The organism is Luteibacter sp. 1214 (assembly GCF_031455395.1).
Classification (GTDB): domain Bacteria; phylum Pseudomonadota; class Gammaproteobacteria; order Xanthomonadales; family Rhodanobacteraceae; genus Luteibacter; species Luteibacter mycovicinus.
In genome coordinates this window covers 391,819-410,139 of sequence record NZ_JAVDSQ010000003.1, presented here as the reverse complement: position 1 = coordinate 410,139, position 18,321 = coordinate 391,819, and the positions used below count along the sequence as shown (strand labels likewise).

19 protein-coding genes are annotated in these 18,321 nt (G+C 65.2%); 9 read left to right on the top strand and 10 right to left on the bottom strand.

Annotation, left to right across the window (positions count from 1 at the left end; genetic code table 11):
* Window positions 1-43: 43 nt before the first annotated feature.
* Together J2X57_RS10355 and J2X57_RS10350 are read right to left on the bottom strand one after the other, a co-directional pair.
* Window positions 44-811 (bottom strand): AraC family transcriptional regulator, encoded by a 768-nt coding sequence (locus J2X57_RS10355; RefSeq protein ID WP_051943987.1) that lies wholly within the window; start codon window positions 809-811, stop codon window positions 44-46.
* A 111-nt stretch (window positions 812-922) separates the two neighbouring features.
* Window positions 923-2,578, bottom strand: a complete 1,656-nt coding sequence (locus J2X57_RS10350) for an alpha-amylase family protein (protein WP_309866688.1) — start codon at window positions 2,576-2,578, stop codon at window positions 923-925.
* A 165-nt stretch (window positions 2,579-2,743) separates the two neighbouring features.
* Here J2X57_RS10350 and J2X57_RS10345 point away from each other — a divergent pair, with 165 nt between their 5' ends.
* Window positions 2,744-4,312 carry an alpha-amylase family glycosyl hydrolase gene (locus J2X57_RS10345; RefSeq protein ID WP_309866684.1) on the top strand — a complete coding sequence of 523 codons (1,569 nt, stop codon included), beginning with the start codon at window positions 2,744-2,746 and terminating at the stop codon, window positions 4,310-4,312.
* 36 nt (window positions 4,313-4,348) lie between these two features.
* Here the strand turns inward: J2X57_RS10345 and J2X57_RS10340 are convergent, their stop codons facing one another.
* From J2X57_RS10340 to J2X57_RS10330, 3 genes are read right to left on the bottom strand one after another with little or no spacing between them, the layout of a single operon-like run.
* Window positions 4,349-4,525, bottom strand: a complete 177-nt coding sequence (locus J2X57_RS10340) for a hypothetical protein (protein WP_156108800.1) — start codon at window positions 4,523-4,525, stop codon at window positions 4,349-4,351.
* 8 nt (window positions 4,526-4,533) lie between these two features.
* Entirely contained in the window at window positions 4,534-5,490 is a 957-nt protein-coding gene (locus tag J2X57_RS10335; RefSeq protein WP_309866681.1) for a hypothetical protein, read from the bottom strand.
* A gap of 59 nt (window positions 5,491-5,549) precedes the next feature.
* Entirely contained in the window at window positions 5,550-5,819 is a 270-nt protein-coding gene (locus tag J2X57_RS10330; RefSeq protein WP_043692255.1) for a hypothetical protein, read from the bottom strand.
* Window positions 5,820-5,921: 102 nt separating this feature from the next.
* Here J2X57_RS10330 and wrbA point away from each other — a divergent pair, with 102 nt between their 5' ends.
* Window positions 5,922-6,521 (top strand): NAD(P)H:quinone oxidoreductase, encoded by a 600-nt coding sequence (gene wrbA / locus J2X57_RS10325; protein ID WP_036116006.1) that lies wholly within the window; start codon window positions 5,922-5,924, stop codon window positions 6,519-6,521.
* Between the two features lie 3 nt (window positions 6,522-6,524).
* Here the strand turns inward: wrbA and J2X57_RS10320 are convergent, their stop codons facing one another.
* Window positions 6,525-7,085, bottom strand: coding sequence for an AraC family transcriptional regulator (locus tag J2X57_RS10320; protein WP_308846102.1), 561 nt, complete (start codon window positions 7,083-7,085; stop codon window positions 6,525-6,527).
* Between the two features lie 254 nt (window positions 7,086-7,339).
* Here J2X57_RS10320 and J2X57_RS10315 point away from each other — a divergent pair, with 254 nt between their 5' ends.
* The 5 genes from J2X57_RS10315 (at window position 7,340) to J2X57_RS10295 (ending at window position 11,776) form a co-directional block, all read left to right on the top strand.
* Window positions 7,340-9,277, top strand: coding sequence for an ATP-binding protein (locus J2X57_RS10315; RefSeq protein ID WP_309866674.1), 1,938 nt, complete (start codon window positions 7,340-7,342; stop codon window positions 9,275-9,277).
* Window positions 9,274-9,918: a response regulator transcription factor gene (locus J2X57_RS10310; RefSeq protein ID WP_036116004.1), complete on the top strand. Its 645-nt coding sequence runs from the start codon at window positions 9,274-9,276 to the stop codon at window positions 9,916-9,918. Before J2X57_RS10315 ends, J2X57_RS10310 begins: the two co-directional genes overlap by 4 nt.
* A gap of 64 nt (window positions 9,919-9,982) precedes the next feature.
* Complete coding sequence (locus J2X57_RS10305; protein WP_079521745.1) at window positions 9,983-10,354, top strand: response regulator; 372 nt, start codon at window positions 9,983-9,985, stop codon at window positions 10,352-10,354.
* Window positions 10,355-10,420: 66 nt separating this feature from the next.
* On the top strand, window positions 10,421-11,194 hold the full coding sequence (locus tag J2X57_RS10300) for a YdcF family protein (RefSeq protein ID WP_309866670.1): 774 nt from the start codon (window positions 10,421-10,423) through the stop codon (window positions 11,192-11,194).
* A 60-nt stretch (window positions 11,195-11,254) separates the two neighbouring features.
* Window positions 11,255-11,776 (top strand): hypothetical protein, encoded by a 522-nt coding sequence (locus J2X57_RS10295; protein WP_309866668.1) that lies wholly within the window; start codon window positions 11,255-11,257, stop codon window positions 11,774-11,776.
* A 528-nt stretch (window positions 11,777-12,304) separates the two neighbouring features.
* On the opposite strand, the gene J2X57_RS10290 is transcribed toward J2X57_RS10295, so the two are convergent.
* On the bottom strand, window positions 12,305-12,763 hold the full coding sequence (locus tag J2X57_RS10290; RefSeq protein ID WP_036115995.1) for a PA2169 family four-helix-bundle protein: 459 nt from the start codon (window positions 12,761-12,763) through the stop codon (window positions 12,305-12,307).
* A 173-nt stretch (window positions 12,764-12,936) separates the two neighbouring features.
* Here J2X57_RS10290 and J2X57_RS10285 point away from each other — a divergent pair, with 173 nt between their 5' ends.
* Together J2X57_RS10285 and J2X57_RS10280 are read left to right on the top strand one after the other, a co-directional pair.
* Window positions 12,937-13,749, top strand: a complete 813-nt coding sequence (locus J2X57_RS10285; RefSeq protein WP_309866662.1) for an SDR family oxidoreductase — start codon at window positions 12,937-12,939, stop codon at window positions 13,747-13,749.
* Between the two features lie 117 nt (window positions 13,750-13,866).
* Window positions 13,867-16,203, top strand: coding sequence for a DPP IV N-terminal domain-containing protein (locus J2X57_RS10280; RefSeq protein ID WP_309866659.1), 2,337 nt, complete (start codon window positions 13,867-13,869; stop codon window positions 16,201-16,203).
* A gap of 91 nt (window positions 16,204-16,294) precedes the next feature.
* On the opposite strand, the gene msrB is transcribed toward J2X57_RS10280, so the two are convergent.
* The 3 genes from msrB to J2X57_RS10265 all read right to left on the bottom strand — a co-directional run bounded on the left by msrB (window position 16,295) and on the right by J2X57_RS10265 (window position 18,255).
* On the bottom strand, window positions 16,295-16,885 hold the full coding sequence (msrB, locus tag J2X57_RS10275) for a peptide-methionine (R)-S-oxide reductase MsrB (RefSeq protein ID WP_036115988.1): 591 nt from the start codon (window positions 16,883-16,885) through the stop codon (window positions 16,295-16,297).
* A 78-nt stretch (window positions 16,886-16,963) separates the two neighbouring features.
* Window positions 16,964-17,311: a glycine zipper 2TM domain-containing protein gene (locus J2X57_RS10270; protein ID WP_309866656.1), complete on the bottom strand. Its 348-nt coding sequence runs from the start codon at window positions 17,309-17,311 to the stop codon at window positions 16,964-16,966.
* On the bottom strand, window positions 17,308-18,255 hold the full coding sequence (locus tag J2X57_RS10265) for a YihY/virulence factor BrkB family protein (RefSeq protein ID WP_309866653.1): 948 nt from the start codon (window positions 18,253-18,255) through the stop codon (window positions 17,308-17,310). The genes J2X57_RS10270 and J2X57_RS10265 overlap by 4 nt, the downstream gene beginning before the upstream one ends.
* Between the last annotated feature and the right edge of the window lie 66 nt (window positions 18,256-18,321).

Below are 18,321 nucleotides of genomic sequence, written 5' to 3'. Positions count from 1 at the left end.
AAACCGCATGTGTTTGTCGATTCCGTCCGGCGGCGGCGCGGACTCAGTCGACGTTCCGGCGCCACGCGCCCGGTGGCATGCCTACCGTCCTGGTAAACACCCGGGTGAAGTGGCTCTGCTCGGCGAAGCCACAGGCCAGGGCGATGTCGGCCAGCGACATGGCGGTCGCCCGGAGCAACTCCCGCGCGCGGTCGATCCGGCGGTCCAGCAGCCAGCGATGCGGCGGCTTGCCCAGGCTCCGGCGGAAGGCGCGCGAAAAATGATTGACCGAAAGCCCGCAGGCGTCGGCGACGGCGGACACCGGGAACGACTGGTCGAGGCGCTCTTCCATGAAGGCGGTGGCGCGTCGTTCCTGCCAGCCGGCCAGGCCGCCGCGCGCGGCGCCCGCTTCGGCTCGCGGGCCGGCGCAGGGCAGAATGGCGCGCAACGCCAGGGCGACATGCGCCAGCAGAGGAGCGTTCGGCGCCTCGGCACGGAGCCCGTCGAACAGCACCTGCGCGAGCGTGCGCACCGCGGGCGGGTGACCGTGGGGGATCACTCCATCGGTCTGGCAGCGGAACAGGATCGCTCCCCCGTTTTCGGTATCGGCCGGGCGGGTGGGGCGGTAGATGAGCAGCAGATCGTCATCCTGCCCGTCGACGGCGTCGATATGGATCTCGGTCAGCTGGTCGCGGTTGCGAAGATCGTCGACGCGTCCGTGTGCCGCCGACGCGCCACGATGTTCGAGGGCAGCCGAACGGCGCACCGGATCCACGATGATCGTGGCGGTACGTGGACGACAGCTGGCGGTGACAGATTCGGCGCGGTACATGGCCGATCCCCTTCGATATCGGATGGCCACCCAAGGATTGCGCACGCAAGGACCGCCTCCCTACCCCCATTAGAGGTAGCCCTTCATTTTTCATAAGCGCGCCGGTGATTTTCAGACGCCGTCGACTTCCTTGCGCTTGAGGATGTAGCCCAGTCCGCCCTCGCGGAACCACCGGTAACCGTATGGCTCGAGCAGGATCCGATGGCGGCCGTTCGGGTCCTGCTCGCTGTGATCGTCCGACAGCAGGTTGGTCAGGCGATCGTCCAGCGGGAACACCGCCTCGCACGGCGCGTCCGACATGTTGTGCAGGAACACCACGCTGTTGCCCCGCCATGTGTAACGGATCATCAGGATCGCGTCGTCATCCAGCGGCATGACCTCGAAGTCACCCCACGACACCTCCAGCACCTCCTTGCGCATGCGGATGACGCGTTCCATCCAGTTGAGCAGGGAGCCGGGGTCACGGCGCTGCTCGGCGACATTGACGTGCGGGTAGCCGAAGGGCCCGTCGCTGATGACCTTGCCGACGGCACGCTTCGCGTCGGTGAACCCGGCAAGCCGTTCCGTCGACCATTGCATCGGCGTGCGCGCGCACTCGCGCTCGGGCAACGAAAGATCGTCGCCCATGCCGATCTCGTCGCCATAGCGGATGACCGGCGTGCCGGGGAGCGTGAGCATCAGCGAGTAAGCGAGCTCGAGCCGGCGACGGTCGTTGCGCAGCATCGGCGCCAGGCGTCGGCGGATGCCGCGGTCATAAAGCTGCATGTCCTTGTCGGGACCGAACTCGGCGAAGACCCGCGCCTGCTGCGCCTTCGTCAACCGGCCCAGATCGAGCTCGTCGTGATTGCGCAGGAACAGCGCCCACTGACCGGTCGACGGTCGTGGTTTGGTTTTTTCCAGCGCCTTGACCAGGGGGCGCACATCCGCCGCCGCCAGCGCATAAAACAGATTCTGGTTGACCTGGAAGTTGAACATCATCTGCAGACGGTCGCCGTCGTCGCCGAAATACTCCAGGTCGTCCTTGGGCAGCACGTTGGCTTCGGCAAGGATGATGGCGTCGCCCTGCCGCCACTGCAGCAGTTCGCGGAAGGAACGCAGCATGTCGAACTGCTCCTTCGGCTTCTTGACGTCGGCGCCTTTGGTGGCGATGACGAAGGGCACCGCGTCCATCCGGAAGCCCGACACACCCAGCTGCGTCCAGAAGCCCATGATCTTGAGGATCTCGGCCTGCACATACGGGTTGGCGGTGTTGAGGTCGGGCTGGAAATCGTAGAAGCGGTGGAAGTACCAGGCCTTCGCGCGCTTGTCATAGGTCCAGGTGCTCTTCTGCACTCCCGGGAAGACCATGCCCTCATCCGCGGTGGCCGGCTTCGTCTTCGACCAGACATACCAGTCGCGGTACTTCGACGAGGGGTCGCGGCAGGCCTCGCGAAACCACGGGTGTTTGTCCGAGGTGTGGTTCACCACGAGATCGATCAGCACGCGCATGCCGCGTTGCCGCGCCGCATGGGTGAACTCGACGAAGTCACCCAGCGTGCCGTAGCGCGGATCCACGTTGTAATAGTCGGCGATGTCGTAACCGCCGTCGCGCAACGGCGAGGTCTGGAAGGGCATCAGCCAGACGGCGGTGACGCCCAGCCCCTGCAGGTAATCCAGTCGCCGGCTCAGACCCTGAAAGTCGCCGATGCCGTCGCCGTTGGAGTCCTGGAAACTGCCCACGGACAGGCAGTAGATCACGGCGTTTTTGTACCAGAGGTCGTTGATCATGACGGCACTCGCGGCTTCGGGTTCGCGAGAGCGTACGGGGGGACGTGTGAAGGCGTTTCCTACACAACGGATTGGCGAGGCTCAGCCATCGCCGACAGCCAGCCTGCTGGCGGCGCTCCCGCCCCGCTGGGGGCAACCCTGTTGGCGACGCTCCGAGGAAACCGCATGCCCGATCGTTCATGGTGGCGCAACGGCGTCATCTACCAGGTGTATCCCCGCTCGTTCGCCGATGCCAACGGCGACGGCATCGGCGATCTCGACGGCCTCCGCGGCAAACTCCCTTATCTTGCCGACCTCGGTATCGATGCCATCTGGATCTCGCCGATGTATCCCTCGCCCATGGCCGATTTCGGCTACGACGTGAGTGATTACCGCGGCGTGGACCCGCTGTTCGGCGACATCGAACGGATGGATGCGGTCATCGCCGACGCCCATGCGCTGGGCCTGAAGATCATCCTCGATTTCGTACCCAATCACAGCTCGGATGAGCATCCCTGGTTTCGTGAAAGCCGGCGTTCGCGCGACAGCGCGTTCCGTGACTGGTATCTCTGGCGCGACCCCGCGCCCGACGGCGGTCCACCGAACAACTGGCTGTCGAACTTCGGCGGCAGTGCGTGGACCTTCGATGAAGGCACGGGCCAGTACTACCTGCATCTCTTCCTCGACAAGCAGCCCGATCTCAACTGGCGACACCCCGCGCTGCGCGAGGCCATGTTCGAGTCGATGCGGTTCTGGTTGCGGCGTGGTGTGGACGGCTTCCGCGTCGACGTGCTTTACCACGTGATGAAGGACGCCGAATTCCGCGACAATCCTCTCAATCCGGCCTACCGCGACGGTATCGATTCCGAGGCCAACCGTTTTCTGCCGACCCATATCGCGGACCTGCCCGAAACGATGGACGTGGTCGCGGCGATGCGCGCCGTCGTCGATGAGTTTCCCGACCGCGTACTGATCGGCGAGTTGTACCTTCCGCTGGAACGCATCGTCGCCTACTACGGCGACCGGTTGCAGGGCGCGAATCTGCCCTTCAATTTTCTGCTGATCGGCGCCGCGTGGGACGCGCGTACCATCGGATCGCTGGTGGAGCGTTACGAAGCGGCCCTGCCTCCCGGTGGCTGGCCGAACTGGGTGCTCGGCAATCACGATAAGCCGCGTATCGCTTCGCGCGTCGGCGACGCGCAGGCGCGTGTCGCGGCGATGCTCCTTCTGACGCTGCGCGGTACCCCGACGCTCTATTACGGCGACGAGATCGGTATGCGTGACGTAGCCATTCCGCGCGCCGAGGTCCGTGATCCGTTCGAGATCAATGAGCCGGACAAGGGGCTTGGCCGGGACCCGCAGCGGACCCCGATGCGCTGGACGCCGGCACCCGGGGCGGGTTTTTCCGACGGCACACCATGGCTTCGGCTCGGCGACGACGTCGCAAGCCGCAATGTGGAAACCGAGGCTGCCGATCCCTCGTCGATCTGGTCGTTGTATCGATCGCTGCTGTGGATGCGACGTGCCTCACGCGCATTGAGCATCGGCAGTGTCCGCATTCTCGGTGTCAGCGATCAGGCGCTGGCGTATGAACGAGTGGATGGCGACGAGAGCATCGTGGTGTGCCTGAACTTCACGGAGGTTCCAGCCGTTCTCCCGATCGACGAGCCCGCCGGCCGCGCCGTGCTGTCGACCCATGGCGATATCCGGCAAGGTCCGTTGCGTCCCTCGGAGGGGCGTATCTACCTTTCGTGACCGAAGGGGCGCCGCGGTCCATACGGGCAGTGCGCGTCACATCACCCAGCGCAGGATCGCCGCGACGATGGCTATCAGAGCGGCGACCACGACCACATGTCGCAGGTACGCGCCGCCCGACACGCCACCGTCGTAACTGGCGTCGTCGAATTCATGCGATGCGTCGTGCGGGTGTCGCACGAAGGGGAGGCGGAAGCGTCGTTTTCGGGCCATGCGGCATCTTAGCCGTTACCGACCCGGGAGGTGTTCTTCAGTTCCTCGAGAATCTCCGGGCCGCGTACGTCGATATGGTCGAGATTGTTGACGTAGAAGCGGACGAACGGTTTTTCGGCATCCTTCGGCATCCAGGGCTTCGCCCAGACGAAGACCACGCAATAGCCATCGGCCTCGGCGATGAGCTTGTCCAGGCGCGCCCGAAGCAGCTTGCGCACAGGATAGGCGTCGATGTCCTTCGCGGTGAGCGTGATGGTCGGGCGCAGTTCCTGGTCGCCGTGCCGGAAGGGGCGCGAGAAGCGGAGGTAGTACCCGCCTTCCCGGGTGGCCCGCAGCGATGCGGTGCCCCACCAGACCGCACGGGTTCCGGTCAGCTCGGCGGCTTTCTGGCGAAAGACGTTGCGGAACAGCGCCTCGTAGGTGGTGGTCTCTCCACCGATCTCCACTTCGGCCTCGGCGAGGTCTTTGTCGCGACGGTGCTCGAGGAATTTCTGGACGAGCGAGGAGAGTCGGTAGTAGTGGCTGGGGCGGGGTGTGACGCCGGGGCGTGGGCCACGGGGCGTCGCGTTCGCTGCCGCGGGATCGCCGGCGGGGCTGGCTCCTGCACGGGCCGGGGCGCTTTCCGCGGATGGGGCGGTAACGGCGGGGAGGCGGCGGAAATGATCGGCGGGGCGTTCGGCCTCGAAGATGTCGGGGCGCTTTTCTTTGTTCGTCTCGTTCGCCGGGTGGGCGACTTCGCAGCTCGCCGCGTGGTCTTCGATGCGACGTGAGCGGAAATAGGGGCGAATGCGCAGGTTCTGCTCGGCTTTGTCGAGGCAGGCGCAGATCAGCTGGGCCGTGCAGGCGTGGCCCACGCAGAAAAAGGTGGGCGCGTCGCCGAGCAGGTCGGCCCAGTAGAGCTCGTAGGCGCGCTCGGCGGTCAGTGGCTCGTGGCGGCTGGGGGTGGTCGCTTCTTCGATCGACACGGTGGTGGTCCGGCGTCCCTGGTTGGCCCACTTTAGCGCGAGGTGGTTCCGCCAGCCTCCTAAAACGCCCCGAACCCGTGCGGTGCTTCAAGGCCAAGATCCCGCCGCACACCCCGCAGAAACGCGAGCACCTCCTCATACCTTCCGGAAGCGACCAGCGCTTCGGCGGTCTCACGACCCAGCACACCGATCGGGTCCTCGCGATACCACGCGATCCGGGCATCTTCGTCGGGCTCGAGCCGGGCCGCTTCACGCAGCACCTGCCAGGCGTGGGATTTGCGCGCGGGGCCCGGCGCGGAGCGGATATCGACAATGCGTGCGTACGACATGCGACTAACCTCGATGCGTTGGCGGGACGTCGCCGATACGCGGCGTAAACGCCAGCGTGCCTACCTTGTCATTCCCGATGCTTTCAAAAGAGGAGATCCACCGTGGCGAAGGTCCTCGTTCTTTATTACTCCACGTACGGTCATATCGAAAAAATGGCCAACGCGGTGGCCGAAGGCGCCCGTGAAGCCGGTGCCCATGTCGATATCAAGCGCGTGCCGGAAACCGTGCCCGAAGACGTGGCCCGCAACGCCCATTTCAAGCTCGACCAGCCCGCGCCCATCGCCCGCGTGGATGAGCTGGAGTCGTACGACGCCATCATCGTCGGCACGGGTACCCGGTACGGCCGGATCACCTCGCAGATGGCCGCGTTCCTCGATCAGACCGGCCCGCTCTGGGCACGTGGCGCGCTCAACGGCAAAGTCGGCGGCGCGTTCGCGTCCACGGCGTCCCAGCATGGCGGTCAGGAAACGACCTTGTTCTCGATCATCACCAATCTGTTGCACCTGGGCATGATTCCCGTGGGCCTTCCCTACAGTTTCCAGGGCCAGCTGAAGCTGGACGAGGTGACCGGCGGCAGTCCCTACGGCGCTACGACCCTCGCCGCGAGCGACGGTTCCCGTCAGCCGAGCGAAAACGAACTGGCCGGCGCACGTTTCCAGGGCAAGCACATCGCCGAAGTGGCCGCAAAACTTTTCGGCTGAGGCTCAGGCTTCCTGCCAGCGCGACCGCCGCCAGTGGCTCGGGCTTTGCCCGACCAGGCGGCGGAACAGGTTGCACAGATGCGCCTGGTCGGAGAGACCGCAGGCCAGCGCGATCTGGCTGAGCGGCTCGCGGGTCTGCAGCATCAGGCTCTGCGCCCGTTCGACGCGGCGACGCATGATGTACGCATGCGGCGGATCGCCAAAGGTGTCCTTGAAGGCGCGACAGAAATAACTGCTCGACAGACCGGCGATGCCCGCGAGCTGATCGATGGTGATCGGGAAGCCGAGATTGTCGTTCACATGGGCGGAGACGCGTCTTGCCTGCCACGGTGCCAGGCCCGCACCGACGCGGCGACGAACCACCGGGTCCGCCGGCACGGTCCGAGTGGCCGGACGGGCTTTCTCCTCGCGTTCCAGAAGGGCCGCCACCTGGGCGACGCAGGCACGGGTCGTGGCCAGATCGGTTTCGACGGCGGTCAGGGCCTGCTCGAGCAGGTGGGCGACGGACGGATCGACGGCGCGGAGGCTGGCGGTCCCGGCGAAGGCTTCGGTCTCAAATCGCATCGTAGGCTCCATGTCGAACGTGGCATGGGCCATTCGCCCACCCTGACAGCCTAGGCGCGAAGTGGGGGTCGACAGAATTCTACATTCGGTCGTACGGTCCCATACCAAAGGGTTAACCGATCGACACGTGCGCTTTCTTGTAGCGGTTGTGCCGTAACGGTCAAAAACCATCACCGGCGTGCAAGACGTCCTGACCCCGTTCGGACACGATCGCGGCCGAATCTGTCTACGTCGCCAGGCCAGAACCCGAGCCCATGTCCCTGAACAGGCCTTTGCACAGTCGTGCCTACGCCACCGTCGCGCAGCCGCGCAGGGGCGCGGCCGCGCTGCTGGTAGTCGCGGGAGCGGCGCTGGCCCTGTGCGTCTTCCTCGTCGACAGCTTCACTTCGCTGCAGGGGGCCGTCGCGGTCGTGTACCTCGTGGTGGTGCTGATCATGGCCGCCACGGGCAGTCGTCGCGCCATCATCGGCTCGGCGGTGGCATGCATGCTCCTGACCACGCTGGCCTTCCTGCGTGTGCATGGGGTGCCGACGCTGGAACCGGCCATGCGCTGCGCCGTCAGCCTCGCCGCCATCGCGACAACGGCCGTGCTGGCCCTGCGCAACCGCGAACGCATGGTGACGATCGCGGGACAGGCGCGCCTGATCGAGCTGACCCACGATTCCATCTTCGTCCGTGACATGGACGACGTGATCGTGCTCTGGAATGCGGGTGCCGAGCAGCTCTACGGCTGGACGGCGAACGAGGCACTGGGACGACGGGCCAGCGAACTGCTGGCCACCGCCTTCGCCGGCGATCGCGTCAAGGCCGACGCTGCGCTGTTCCGGGATGGTCGCTGGGAGGGTGAGCTGATTCAGGAGCATCGCGAGGGCCGTGTGGTCATCGTCTCCGTACGCTGTGCCCTGCTGCGCGACGAGCGCGGTGCGCCGCGGATGATCCTCGAGGCGGGCACCGACGTGACCGCACGCCGGGCCGCGGATGCGGCGCTGGTGGACAGTGAACGTCGCTACCGGGGCATCTTCGACACCGCCCGCTTTTCACTCTGGGAAGAGGATTACACCCTGGTAGTGGAGCGTCTCGCCGAACTGCGCGAGCAGGGCGTGGTCGAGCTGGCCTCCTACCTGGAGGCCCATCCGGAATTCATCCGGGAAGCCGCCGGTCTGGTGCGCGTCACCGATATCAACGAGGCGACGCTGCGCATGCTGGGTGCGCATAGCCGCGACCAGCTGATCGGTCCGCTCGACCGGTTTCTGCCCGCTACCGATCGCACGTTCGGTCAGGTCCTGCTCACCGTCCTGGAGGGCAATGGACTGGCCGAAGGCGAAACGCACATGGTCAACCTCAAGGGCGAGCGCCTGACGGTGCTCTTCGCCCTGAGCATGCCGCTCGGTACCTCGCGCTATGACCGCGTGCTGGTCAGCGTCGTGGATATCAGCGACCGCAAGCGCGCCGAGCGGGCGCTGATCTCGATGCAGGCCGAGCTGGCGCAGGCCGCGCGCGTCACGGCGCTGGGTGAGATGAGTGCGTCGATTGCCCACGAGGTGAACCAGCCGCTCGGTGCCATCGTCACGCTCGGGGAGGCTGCTCTTCGCTGGTTGCGGCGCCCCGAACCCGACCTCACCGAAGCCTGCGACGCCATCGAGCGCGTGGTGCATGACGCACGACGCGCCGGTGAAGTGGTGCACCGCGTCCGCAGTCTGGCCAGCAAGGAACCGCGACAGCACGTGCACTTCGATCTCGGCGCGCTGATTAATGAGAGCGCGCGGCTGCTCGAGGGTGAACTGACCCAGCACCACATCGTGCTCGAGGTGGACATCGCGCGCGACGCGCCCATGCCGCGCGGCGATCGCGTGCAGCTGCAGCAGGTGGTGGTGAACCTGATGGGCAACGCCATCCGCGCCATGTCCGCCGTGTACCGGCCACGCGTCCTGCTGATCCGCGGGCGGGCGTCCGCCGAGGGCCTGCTGGTGGAGGTCGAGGACAGCGGCACGGGTATTCCCGAGCACATCGCTCCCCACCTGTTCGACGCCTTCGTGACCACGCGCGGTGGCGGCATGGGCATGGGGCTTGCCATTTGCCGCACGACCGTCGAGTCTCATGGCGGGCGCCTGTGGGCGACCAACCGCTCCGAGGGGGGAGCGATCTTCCATTTCACGTTGCCCGTCGCGGTAGTCGAGGAGGTGCGCGCATGACCCGCTTGCCCGTGGCCAACGCCGCGCGGACCCCTATCGTCTGCATCGTCGACGACGATGCCTCGATCCGCGAGGCCTTGTCGTCCCTGTTCCGCTCCGTCGGCCTCACCGTCGCCACGTTCGGCAGCGCCGCCGATTTCCTCGCCCGCGACAACGCGGATGCGCCGGGCTGCCTGGTGCTCGACGTGCGTCTGCCCGGTGTCAGCGGACTGGACTTCCAGACCCAGCTGCTGGCGATGGAAAACCCCCTGCCGATCGTCTTCATGACTGGCTACGGCGATATTCCGATGTCGGTGCGTGCGATGAAAGCCGGCGCGCTCGACTTCCTGGCCAAGCCGTTCCGTGACCAGGACATGCTGGACGCCGTGACCAACGCGATCGAGCGGGATGCCTCGGGCCGTCGCGATGCCGATGCCCTGCACACGCTGCGTCAGGCGTACGCGTCGCTGACGCCGCGCGAGCGTGAGGTCATGGGGCACGTGACCACGGGCCTGATGAACAAGCAGGTGGGCGCCTTGCTGGGTCTGTCCGAGATTACGGTGAAGATCCACCGCGGCAACGTGATGCGCAAGATGGCGGCACGATCGTTGGCGGAACTGGTCAAGATGTCCGAAGCGCTGGGTGCACACACCTCCGTATGATTCCCACTGGCTGCGCGCGGGCGCACTGTAGCCAGCGTCACTCAGCGCCCCGGAGGGTTCCAGCTTGGCCGGAAACAGGATCGTCGCGATCGTGGATGACGACGAAGCGGTGCGTCTCGCCACCGTGAGTCTGGTCCGCGCGCTGGGGCACGAAGCGCGTGGGTTCGCCTCGGCGGAGGATTTTCTCCGGCCCGGCGGCGACGACGGGGTCGACTGTCTCGTGACCGATGTCCACATGCCCGGCATCGACGGCACCGTATTGCAGCGTCGTCTCCTGGAGCGGGGCAGGACCTACCCCATCGTCTTCGTATCCGGGTTTCAGGATGACCACGTACGCGACAGCGTCATGGCCGCCGGCGCCTTCTGCTACCTCGGCAAACCCTTCGTCGGCGACACCCTCGTCACCTGTCTCGAAAAGGCTCTGGGCGTCCCGTAGGAGCGCGCCCCGCGCGCGACGTACTTGCGGTCACAATTGTTACCGGCCTTTGCTACGCTCGGCCCCATGACCCTGACCCTCTTCCTGCTCCTCCTCGTCATCGCCCTCGTGCTGATGCGTTTTCGCCGGCGCCTGAGCGGCCGCGTCTTCATGCTGCTGGCGATCGCGTGGCTGTTCTTCGCCGGCTGCGGGCCTTTGACCGGCATGCTGTTGAGCAACCTGCAGTCCGGTTATGCGCCCGACGTCACCCAGTGGGGCCAGCGCAACGTCATCATCCTGCTCGGTGCCGGGACCGTCCGTAGCGGAGCAGGGGGGATCGAGCCGAGCCTCTACGCCAACGGACGCATCCTGCGCGCCGCCGAGTTGTATCGCGCGTGCAAGGCGACGGGTGCGGACTGCAAGGTCGAGGTCAGTGGCGGCGATGCGATGCATCTGAAACAGGCCGAAGCCGACGTTTACGCGATCAGCCTGGATCGCCTCGGCGTGCCGCGTGCGGATCTCATGCTCGAAGCGCAGAGCATGAACACCTTCCAGAACGCCCAGTTCAGTAAGCCGTTGCTGGTGTCCTACGGCGCGGACAAGGTCGTGCTCGTCTCGTCGGCGGTGCACCTGCGTCGGGCGATGCTCTATTTCTCACATTTCGCCATTCATGGCGAACCGGTCCGTGGCGATTACGTGACCGCCCGCTACGACTGGCTGCCGACGTCGGAAAATCTGTCGTTCGCCGACTTTGCGATCCACGAATACGTCGGGGTCTGGCGTTATAGCCTCTACAACGTCATGGGCTGGAACGCCCCGAAGATTCCTGAAGAAAACGCAACGCCGCCGACGCATACGTAACATCCGGCGCCTTAAGCTGTTTTACCGTCCAGCACGAACCCGAACCTGAAGGAGTTGCCCGTGAAGTCTCGCTATATCCTTGCCGCGCTGCTGGCGACCGCCTCGGTGGTCCCCGTTTCAACGTTCGCCCAGGAAGCCGCTCCGGCGCCCGCGGCCAACCCGGCTTCGCAGATCCCGGCTGCCGACAAGCAGGCCATCCAGAACTACGACCTCAACGACGACGTGTTCAACCGCATCGTCAAGGTCTCGCAGGAAGCCAAGGCGCAGGGCATCAAGCCAAAGGACGCAAAGACGGATTTCTCGAAGATCCATTCGCTCGACGATCTGGCCGCCCAGGTGACCAATGCCGATCCGCGGATCGCGCCGCTGATCAAGAAATACGGTTTCACCCCGCGTGAGTTCCTGCTGGCGAACCTCGCCGTCACCAATGCGGCCATCGCCTCCGAAGCGAAGAGCAACCCGCAGATGTCCGCGTACGTCGACCAGAAGAAGGTCAACCAGAAGAACGTGGCTTTCTACGAAGCGCACAAGAGCCAGATCAACGCGCTGATGAACGAAGACGACGCCGGTTCTTCGCGGTAACGGTTGGCTTCGGCCTCGGGGCTGCAACGCCGCTCCGAGGCAAGGGACCGAGGCAAGGGACCGAGGCAAGGGACCGAGGCAAGGGACCGAGGCAAGGGAGCCGTCGGCTGCCATTCTTGTCGCTAGGTCCTCCTTCGGCCTTCGCCTACGTGCGGAAGCGCTCCAAGAACGGCAGCCGACGACTCCCTCGCGGCGTGACCGTAAATTGCCGGCCGAGCAGAGCGAGTCGAGCAGAGCGCCGCGGCGTGGGCGCTCTGGCAGCACCTGCAGCTCTTGGGAAGTCGTCAATGCATCGCGCGACACATGAGGTCGTTTTACTTGCGCTTGTGGCTTTGCATCCAAGAAACCTCATGAGTGGGTGGGTGCCGTCGGGTGTCGTGCTCAGAGCGATTCCGCACGTAGGCGAAGGCCGAAGGAGGACTTAGCGAAGAGCAGGGCACCCGACGGCGCCCCTGCCTCAACGGCTTCGCTCCCAAAAAAAAGGGCGAAGCCAAAGCTCCGCCCTTCATCATTCAACTTTCAGCGAAATCAGTTCGTGCCGTGCAGCGCGTGCTTCAGATCGCGCATCTGGTCATGGCCGCTCTTCACCGAGACATAAGCCTCGTTGATCAGCGAACGCGTGCCCGCAGTGATCTCGGTGTCCTTCAGGGCGTCTTCGTACTTCGCCTTGATGTGGTCTTCGCCACGCTCGACTTCGTCGACGATCGCGGTGTCGTCCTTCGAGCTCATCTTGGCGCGCAGTTCAACGAACATGCGATGCGCCTTGGCCAGCACGGTGCCGTCGTCTTCCGGCGTGCCGCCGAGCGAACGGACCTGCTGCTGCAGACGCTGCGTCACCTGGCGGCGCTCGGAAGCGCGGGCCTGGAAGGTCGCGGCGTAGCGCGTATTCTCGGCATCCTTAGCGGCTTCGCCGTAGCCCTCGGCGCTGTCGATGGTGGTTTCGATAAGGTTGTTGAGAACCTTGATATCGTGGTCGGTGCTGGTCATCGTCTGGGCTCCTTGGGGTGACTCGGGTCGAGTCGTTTCGGGAACACAAGCTTCGCGTTCCGGGGGTGCACGGAGTCGTGAAAGTCGCGTCGCATACATCAACACACGTGGGCTCCGTTCATCTAAGCGTGGCGCATACTTCAGCGCTGTAGTGCATCGAGGAAATACTTTCCATGGCATCCAAACGTCGCGCGCTGGTCACCGGCGCATCCGCTGGCATCGGTGAGGCCTTTGCCCGGGAACTCGCGAAACGCGGACACGATCTGGTCCTCACGGCGCGTCGTGCTGACCGGCTGGAAAAACTCGCCACCGAGCTGCGTGACAGCTACGGCGTCGAGGCGATCGTCGCGCCGCTCGACCTCGCGCGGACGGACGGCCCCGAGGCACTGGTCGCCGCGCTCGAGGCGCAAGGCCTCACGATCGATGTGCTGATCAACAACGCGGGCTATGGCGTCACGGGGTATTTCGAAGAGCAGCCCTGGACGGCGCATGCCGCGTTTATCCAGGTGCTGATGACCGCACCCACGGAGCTTGCCTGGCGCCTCCTGCCGGGCATGAAAGCGCGTGGCTACGGCCGCATCGTCAATGTCGCCTCGCTGGCCGGTCATGTGCCCGGGTCGGCGGGGCATACCCTCTATGCGGCCTCCAAGGCCTACATGATCAAGTTCTCCCAGTCGCTGGCGCTGGAGGGCAAGGGCACCGGCGTGCACGCCACGGCCGTCTGTCCCGGCTTCACGTATTCGGAGTTCCACGACGTCACCGGTTCCCGCGAGCTGGTGTCGAAAATGCCGTCGTATCTGTGGATGGATGCGGCGACCGTGGCCCGCCAGGGGCTGGATGCCGTTGACTCGGGCACGGCGGTTTACGTGAATGGCTGGGTCAATCGCGTCATCAAGACCCTTTTCAAACTGCTGCCCGACGGCGTGGCCCTCGCCATGGTGGAGCGGCAGGGCAGGCGCTTCCGGGCCGGTCCCCGCGGCCACTGAGGGCGCGCGGCGGCCCGGGCCCATGACCTATGGCATACGCCGGGCGCCCCGGCGGCGGCTAGCCTCGTCCGGTTCGCGGCGCGCCCTGCGCCGTTGTCGCTGTCATGGGGACCCCACATGTCGACCAAACGCAACGCGGCGCTTTCCGGCGCCGTCCTCCTCGGACTGATCGGGGCTTCCGCCTCGGCCCAGACCGTTACCACGGACGATTACAAGCGCGCCGATTCCTTCCTCGGCAACGCGGCCACCCTGGTGGACCACTCGGTCCAGCGCGTCACCTGGATCGATGACGGCCACTTCTGGTATCGCGACCACGACAAGGACGGCGATCAGTTCATCACGGTGAATGCGGCCACGGGTCAGGCATCACGCGCGTTCGATCGCGACAAGGTGGCGGCGGCTCTGAGTACCAGCACCGGCAAGAAGGTCGATGCGGGCAAGCTCCCGGTCAGCGCCTTCACGGTGCGCCCTGACGACGGCCTCGACATTACGTCGCGCGGCAAGAACTACAGCTGCGACAAGGCCATCGGCAAGTGCGAGCTGGCGGCAGTCAGGAAAGACGCCAACGGCAAGGCCTACGGCGAAGAGCCGGGCCTGAAGTCGCCGGACGGCAAGTCCGAAGCCTTCATCCGCGACTGGAACCTGTGGACGCGCGACCTGGCCAGCGGTGCCGAGACCCAGCTGACCACCGACGGGATCAAGGACTTCGGTTACGCCACCGACAATGCCGGCTGGAAGCACACCGACGAGGCGATCCTCGTCTGGTCGCCGGACTCGAAGAAGATCGCCACGTTCCAGCAGGACCAGCGCAAAACAGGTGAGATGACCCTGGTCAGCACCAATGTCGGACATCCGAAGGTCGATACCTGGAAGTATCCGCTGCCGGGCGACAAGGACGTGACCATGATCGAGCGCGTCGTGATCGACGTGCCTTCGAAGAAGGTCGTCCGTTTTAAGATGCCCGCCGATCAGCACCGCTCGACCTTGTGCGACGACGTGTCGTGCAGCCCGGGCGTGTGGGACGACGTGCGTTGGTCCGCCGACGGCAGGAGCATCGCGTTTGTCTCCACCTCGCGCGACCACACGCATGAGTGGTTCCGTGTCGCCAACCCGGAGACCGGCGACGTGCGCACGGTGTTCGAGGAAAAGGCCAAGACGTATTACGAAAGCGGCAACGGCATGGCCAACTGGCAGTACGTGCCCGAGACCGACCAGGTGATCTGGTTCTCCGAGCGGAGCAACTGGGGTCACCTCTACATGTACAGCCTGAAGACGGGCAAGCTCGAGTCGCAGATCACGAAGGGCGACTGGAACGTCACCGAAGTGCTGCGCATCGATCCGAAAACGAAGACGATCTGGTTCCGTGGCGTCGGCCGCGAGAAGGGCGTCGATCCGTACTACCAGCAGTTCTACAAGGTGGGCTTCGATGGCAAGGGCCTGACTCTGCTGACGCCGGAAAACGCCGATCACAGCGTCTCGCTGTCGAAGGACGGCACGTACTTCTTCGACTCGTATTCGACGATCGACACGCCGCCGATAGCGGTGGTGCGTCGTGCCGACACGGGTGCCACGGTGAAGGAAGTGGCACGCGCGGACATCTCGCGTCTCAAGGCGATCGGCTGGGTGCCACCCACCGCGTTCACGGTGAAGGCACGTGACGGCAAGACCGATCTCTACGGTCAGATGTTCAAGCCATCGAAGTTCGATCCGTCGAAGAAATACCCGCTGATCGTCTACATCTATCCGGGTCCGCAGACCGGCTCGGTGCGCACGCGCAGCTTCGCCCCCGCACACGGTGACAACCAGGCGCTGGCTGAACTGGGCTTTGTCGTGGTGGCCGTCGATGGCATGGGTACGCCGTGGCGCTCGAAGGCCTTCCACGACGCCTATTTCCAGAACATCGGCGACAACACGCTGCCGGATCAGGTGCTGGCGGTAAAGCAGCTGGTGCAGAAGTACTCGTGGCTGGACGGCGACCGCGTGGGTATCTGGGGTCACTCCGGCGGCGGAAACGCCACGGCGACCGCGATGTTCCGCTATGGCGACGTGTTCAAGGTCGGTATCTCGGAGTCGGGCAATCACGACAACCGCAACTACGAAGACGACTGGGCCGAGAAGTGGCAGGGTCTTCTGGTTACCGACAAGGACGGCAAGAGCAATTACGACGACCAGGCCAACCAGAAGTGGGTCTCGGGTCTGAAGGGTCACCTGATGATCGCGCACGGTACGTTCGACGATAACGTCCCGCCGTACGAGTCGCTGCTGGTGGTCGATGCGCTGATCAAGGCGAACAAGGATTTCGACCTCGTCATGATCCCGAACGCGCATCACGGTTACGGTGACGCGACGACGTACATGACACGCCGCCGTTGGGATTACTTCGTGCGTTACCTCAAGGGGGAAACGCCGCCGAAGGAATTCCAGCTGACACCGATGCCGCCACGGGGTGGCTGATTAAAAAGAGGGCCGCCGAAAGGCGGCCCTTTTCGTTGTATTCGCCAGCGCGGGCCGGCTCCCACCAAGCCGGTATGCCTGACGTACGCACTCAGGCAGTCACGGCGGCGAACCGCATCGCCCCGGCATTCATGCAGTACCGCAGCCCCGTCGGGTCCGGGCCATCGTCGAACACGTGGCCCAGGTGGGCATCGCACCGCGCGCACTTCACTTCGATCCGCTCCTCGATCAGGCTGCGGTCGGTTTTCTGAACGATGTTCCGCTTCGAAATCGGCTGCCAGAAACTCGGCCAACCCGTGCCCGACTCGAACTTCGTCGCCGAGTCGTAGAGCGCCGTGTCGCAGCCGATGCAACGGTAGATACCGTTGTCATGCCGGTCCCAGTTCTCACCGGTATATGCCGGCTCGGTACCCTCGTGCCGGGTGATGTAATACGACTTGCTGCTGAGCTTGGCTTTCCACTGGTCGTCGGTCAGCACCACGCGCGCCTCGACCTTCGCTCCCAGCGGCTTCTTGTCGGCGGCGAATTCGTCGATCGTCACCGTGCCACCCGGGGACGGCGGGGCGTCGGCAGCCATCGCAGGGCGCGTGGCGCGGAAGAGGAAGGGCAGGGAAGCGGATGCCGCGACGGTGGCGGCGAAGACGCCCAGGAAGCGGCGGCGGGCAGGATCGGCGTTGCGCATGGAGCCTCCGGAAAGCAGGGAGGGCGCTCGGTGGCGCCCTCCCTATAAGACCGGCCCTTGCGGGTCTGGCTTACACGATCAGTCGTTGACCCAGTGGCACTCGCGGTGGGTTTCGTACTGGGCGTTCTTGTTCTGGTGGTTCTTCTGGACCTGATTGCCGACGTAGCCGCCGGCGACGGCACCACCGACGGTGGCAAGGGTCTTGCCCTTGCCGCCACCGACCTGATGGCCGAGCAGGCCGCCAGCCACGGCGCCAACGCCGGTGCCGATCAGGCGATTGTCATCCTTGGACTGGATCTCCTTGGTCTGGACGTCGCGGCAGACCTGATGCTGGCTGCGACGCGTCTGGGCATCGGCCGGCGGGGCGGAAACGGCGGCGCCCGTGGCGACAACGAACATGGCGGCGGCGAGCAAATGGTTCTTCATAACCTGTCCTCTCTCTGGGGCTGCGACAGGGATACCGCTGGCCTCGTGATGGAGGGGTCAATCCCGCCCTCCGGAACCGTTCTGGTGGACATCGCGTATGGCCGCGGTTTAATCGGCGTGCCCCGGGCCTCCGCGACCGCTTCGGTCAGTTCGGCCCCGAGCAACAGGATCAGCGCCGAGTAATAGACCCACACCAGCAACACGACGACGCTGCCGGCGGGCCCGTACGGGCCGCCCACATTGCTGCGCTCCAGGTAGATACCGATCGCGAACTTGCCGACGACGAAAAGCAGGGCGGTCAGGCTGGCGCCGATGACCGCGTCGCGCCATTCGATGATCGCGTCCGGCAGCACCTTATAGATGGCGCCGAAGATGACGACGAACACAGCCAGCGAGATCGCCGTCTCCAGCACATGCCAGCCGGTGGTGCCGCCACGGACGAAGACCGCGATCATCGCGCTGGCCGAGAAGGAGATCACCAGCAGGAAGGCCAGCGACAGCAGCAGGCCGAGCGCGTGCAGCCGGGCCCGCAGCCAGGTCAGAATCGCGTGCGAGGCTTTGCCGGGGCGTGGCTGCAGGCTCCAGACCCGGTTGAGCGCGCCCTGCAACTGGGCGAATACGGCGGAAGCGCCGATCAGCGTGACGCCAAGGCCGATCACCCCCGCCATGCTGCCGACATTGGGCTTCTGCTTGGCGTTCTCGATGACGAGCTTCACGGCATCCGAGGCGCGGGAGCCCACCAGACCGGTCAGGCTGTCGATCAGCTGCGCCTGCCACTCGGGGCGCAGTGAAGCGACCACCCAGAGCAACAGCACGAGCAGCGGCGCGAAGGACAACGCGGAGTAGAAGGCGAGGGCGGCGGCCCGCGTCATCAGCTCATCGTCACTGAACCCCTTTATGGTGGTTCGGACCACCCGCCATCCCATCTTCAACCTCGAATCCACGTGCCTGCCTCCCGTTTGTTTCACCGGGCAGCTTCGCGGCAACCACGCGAAATTGGCGTGGAATGT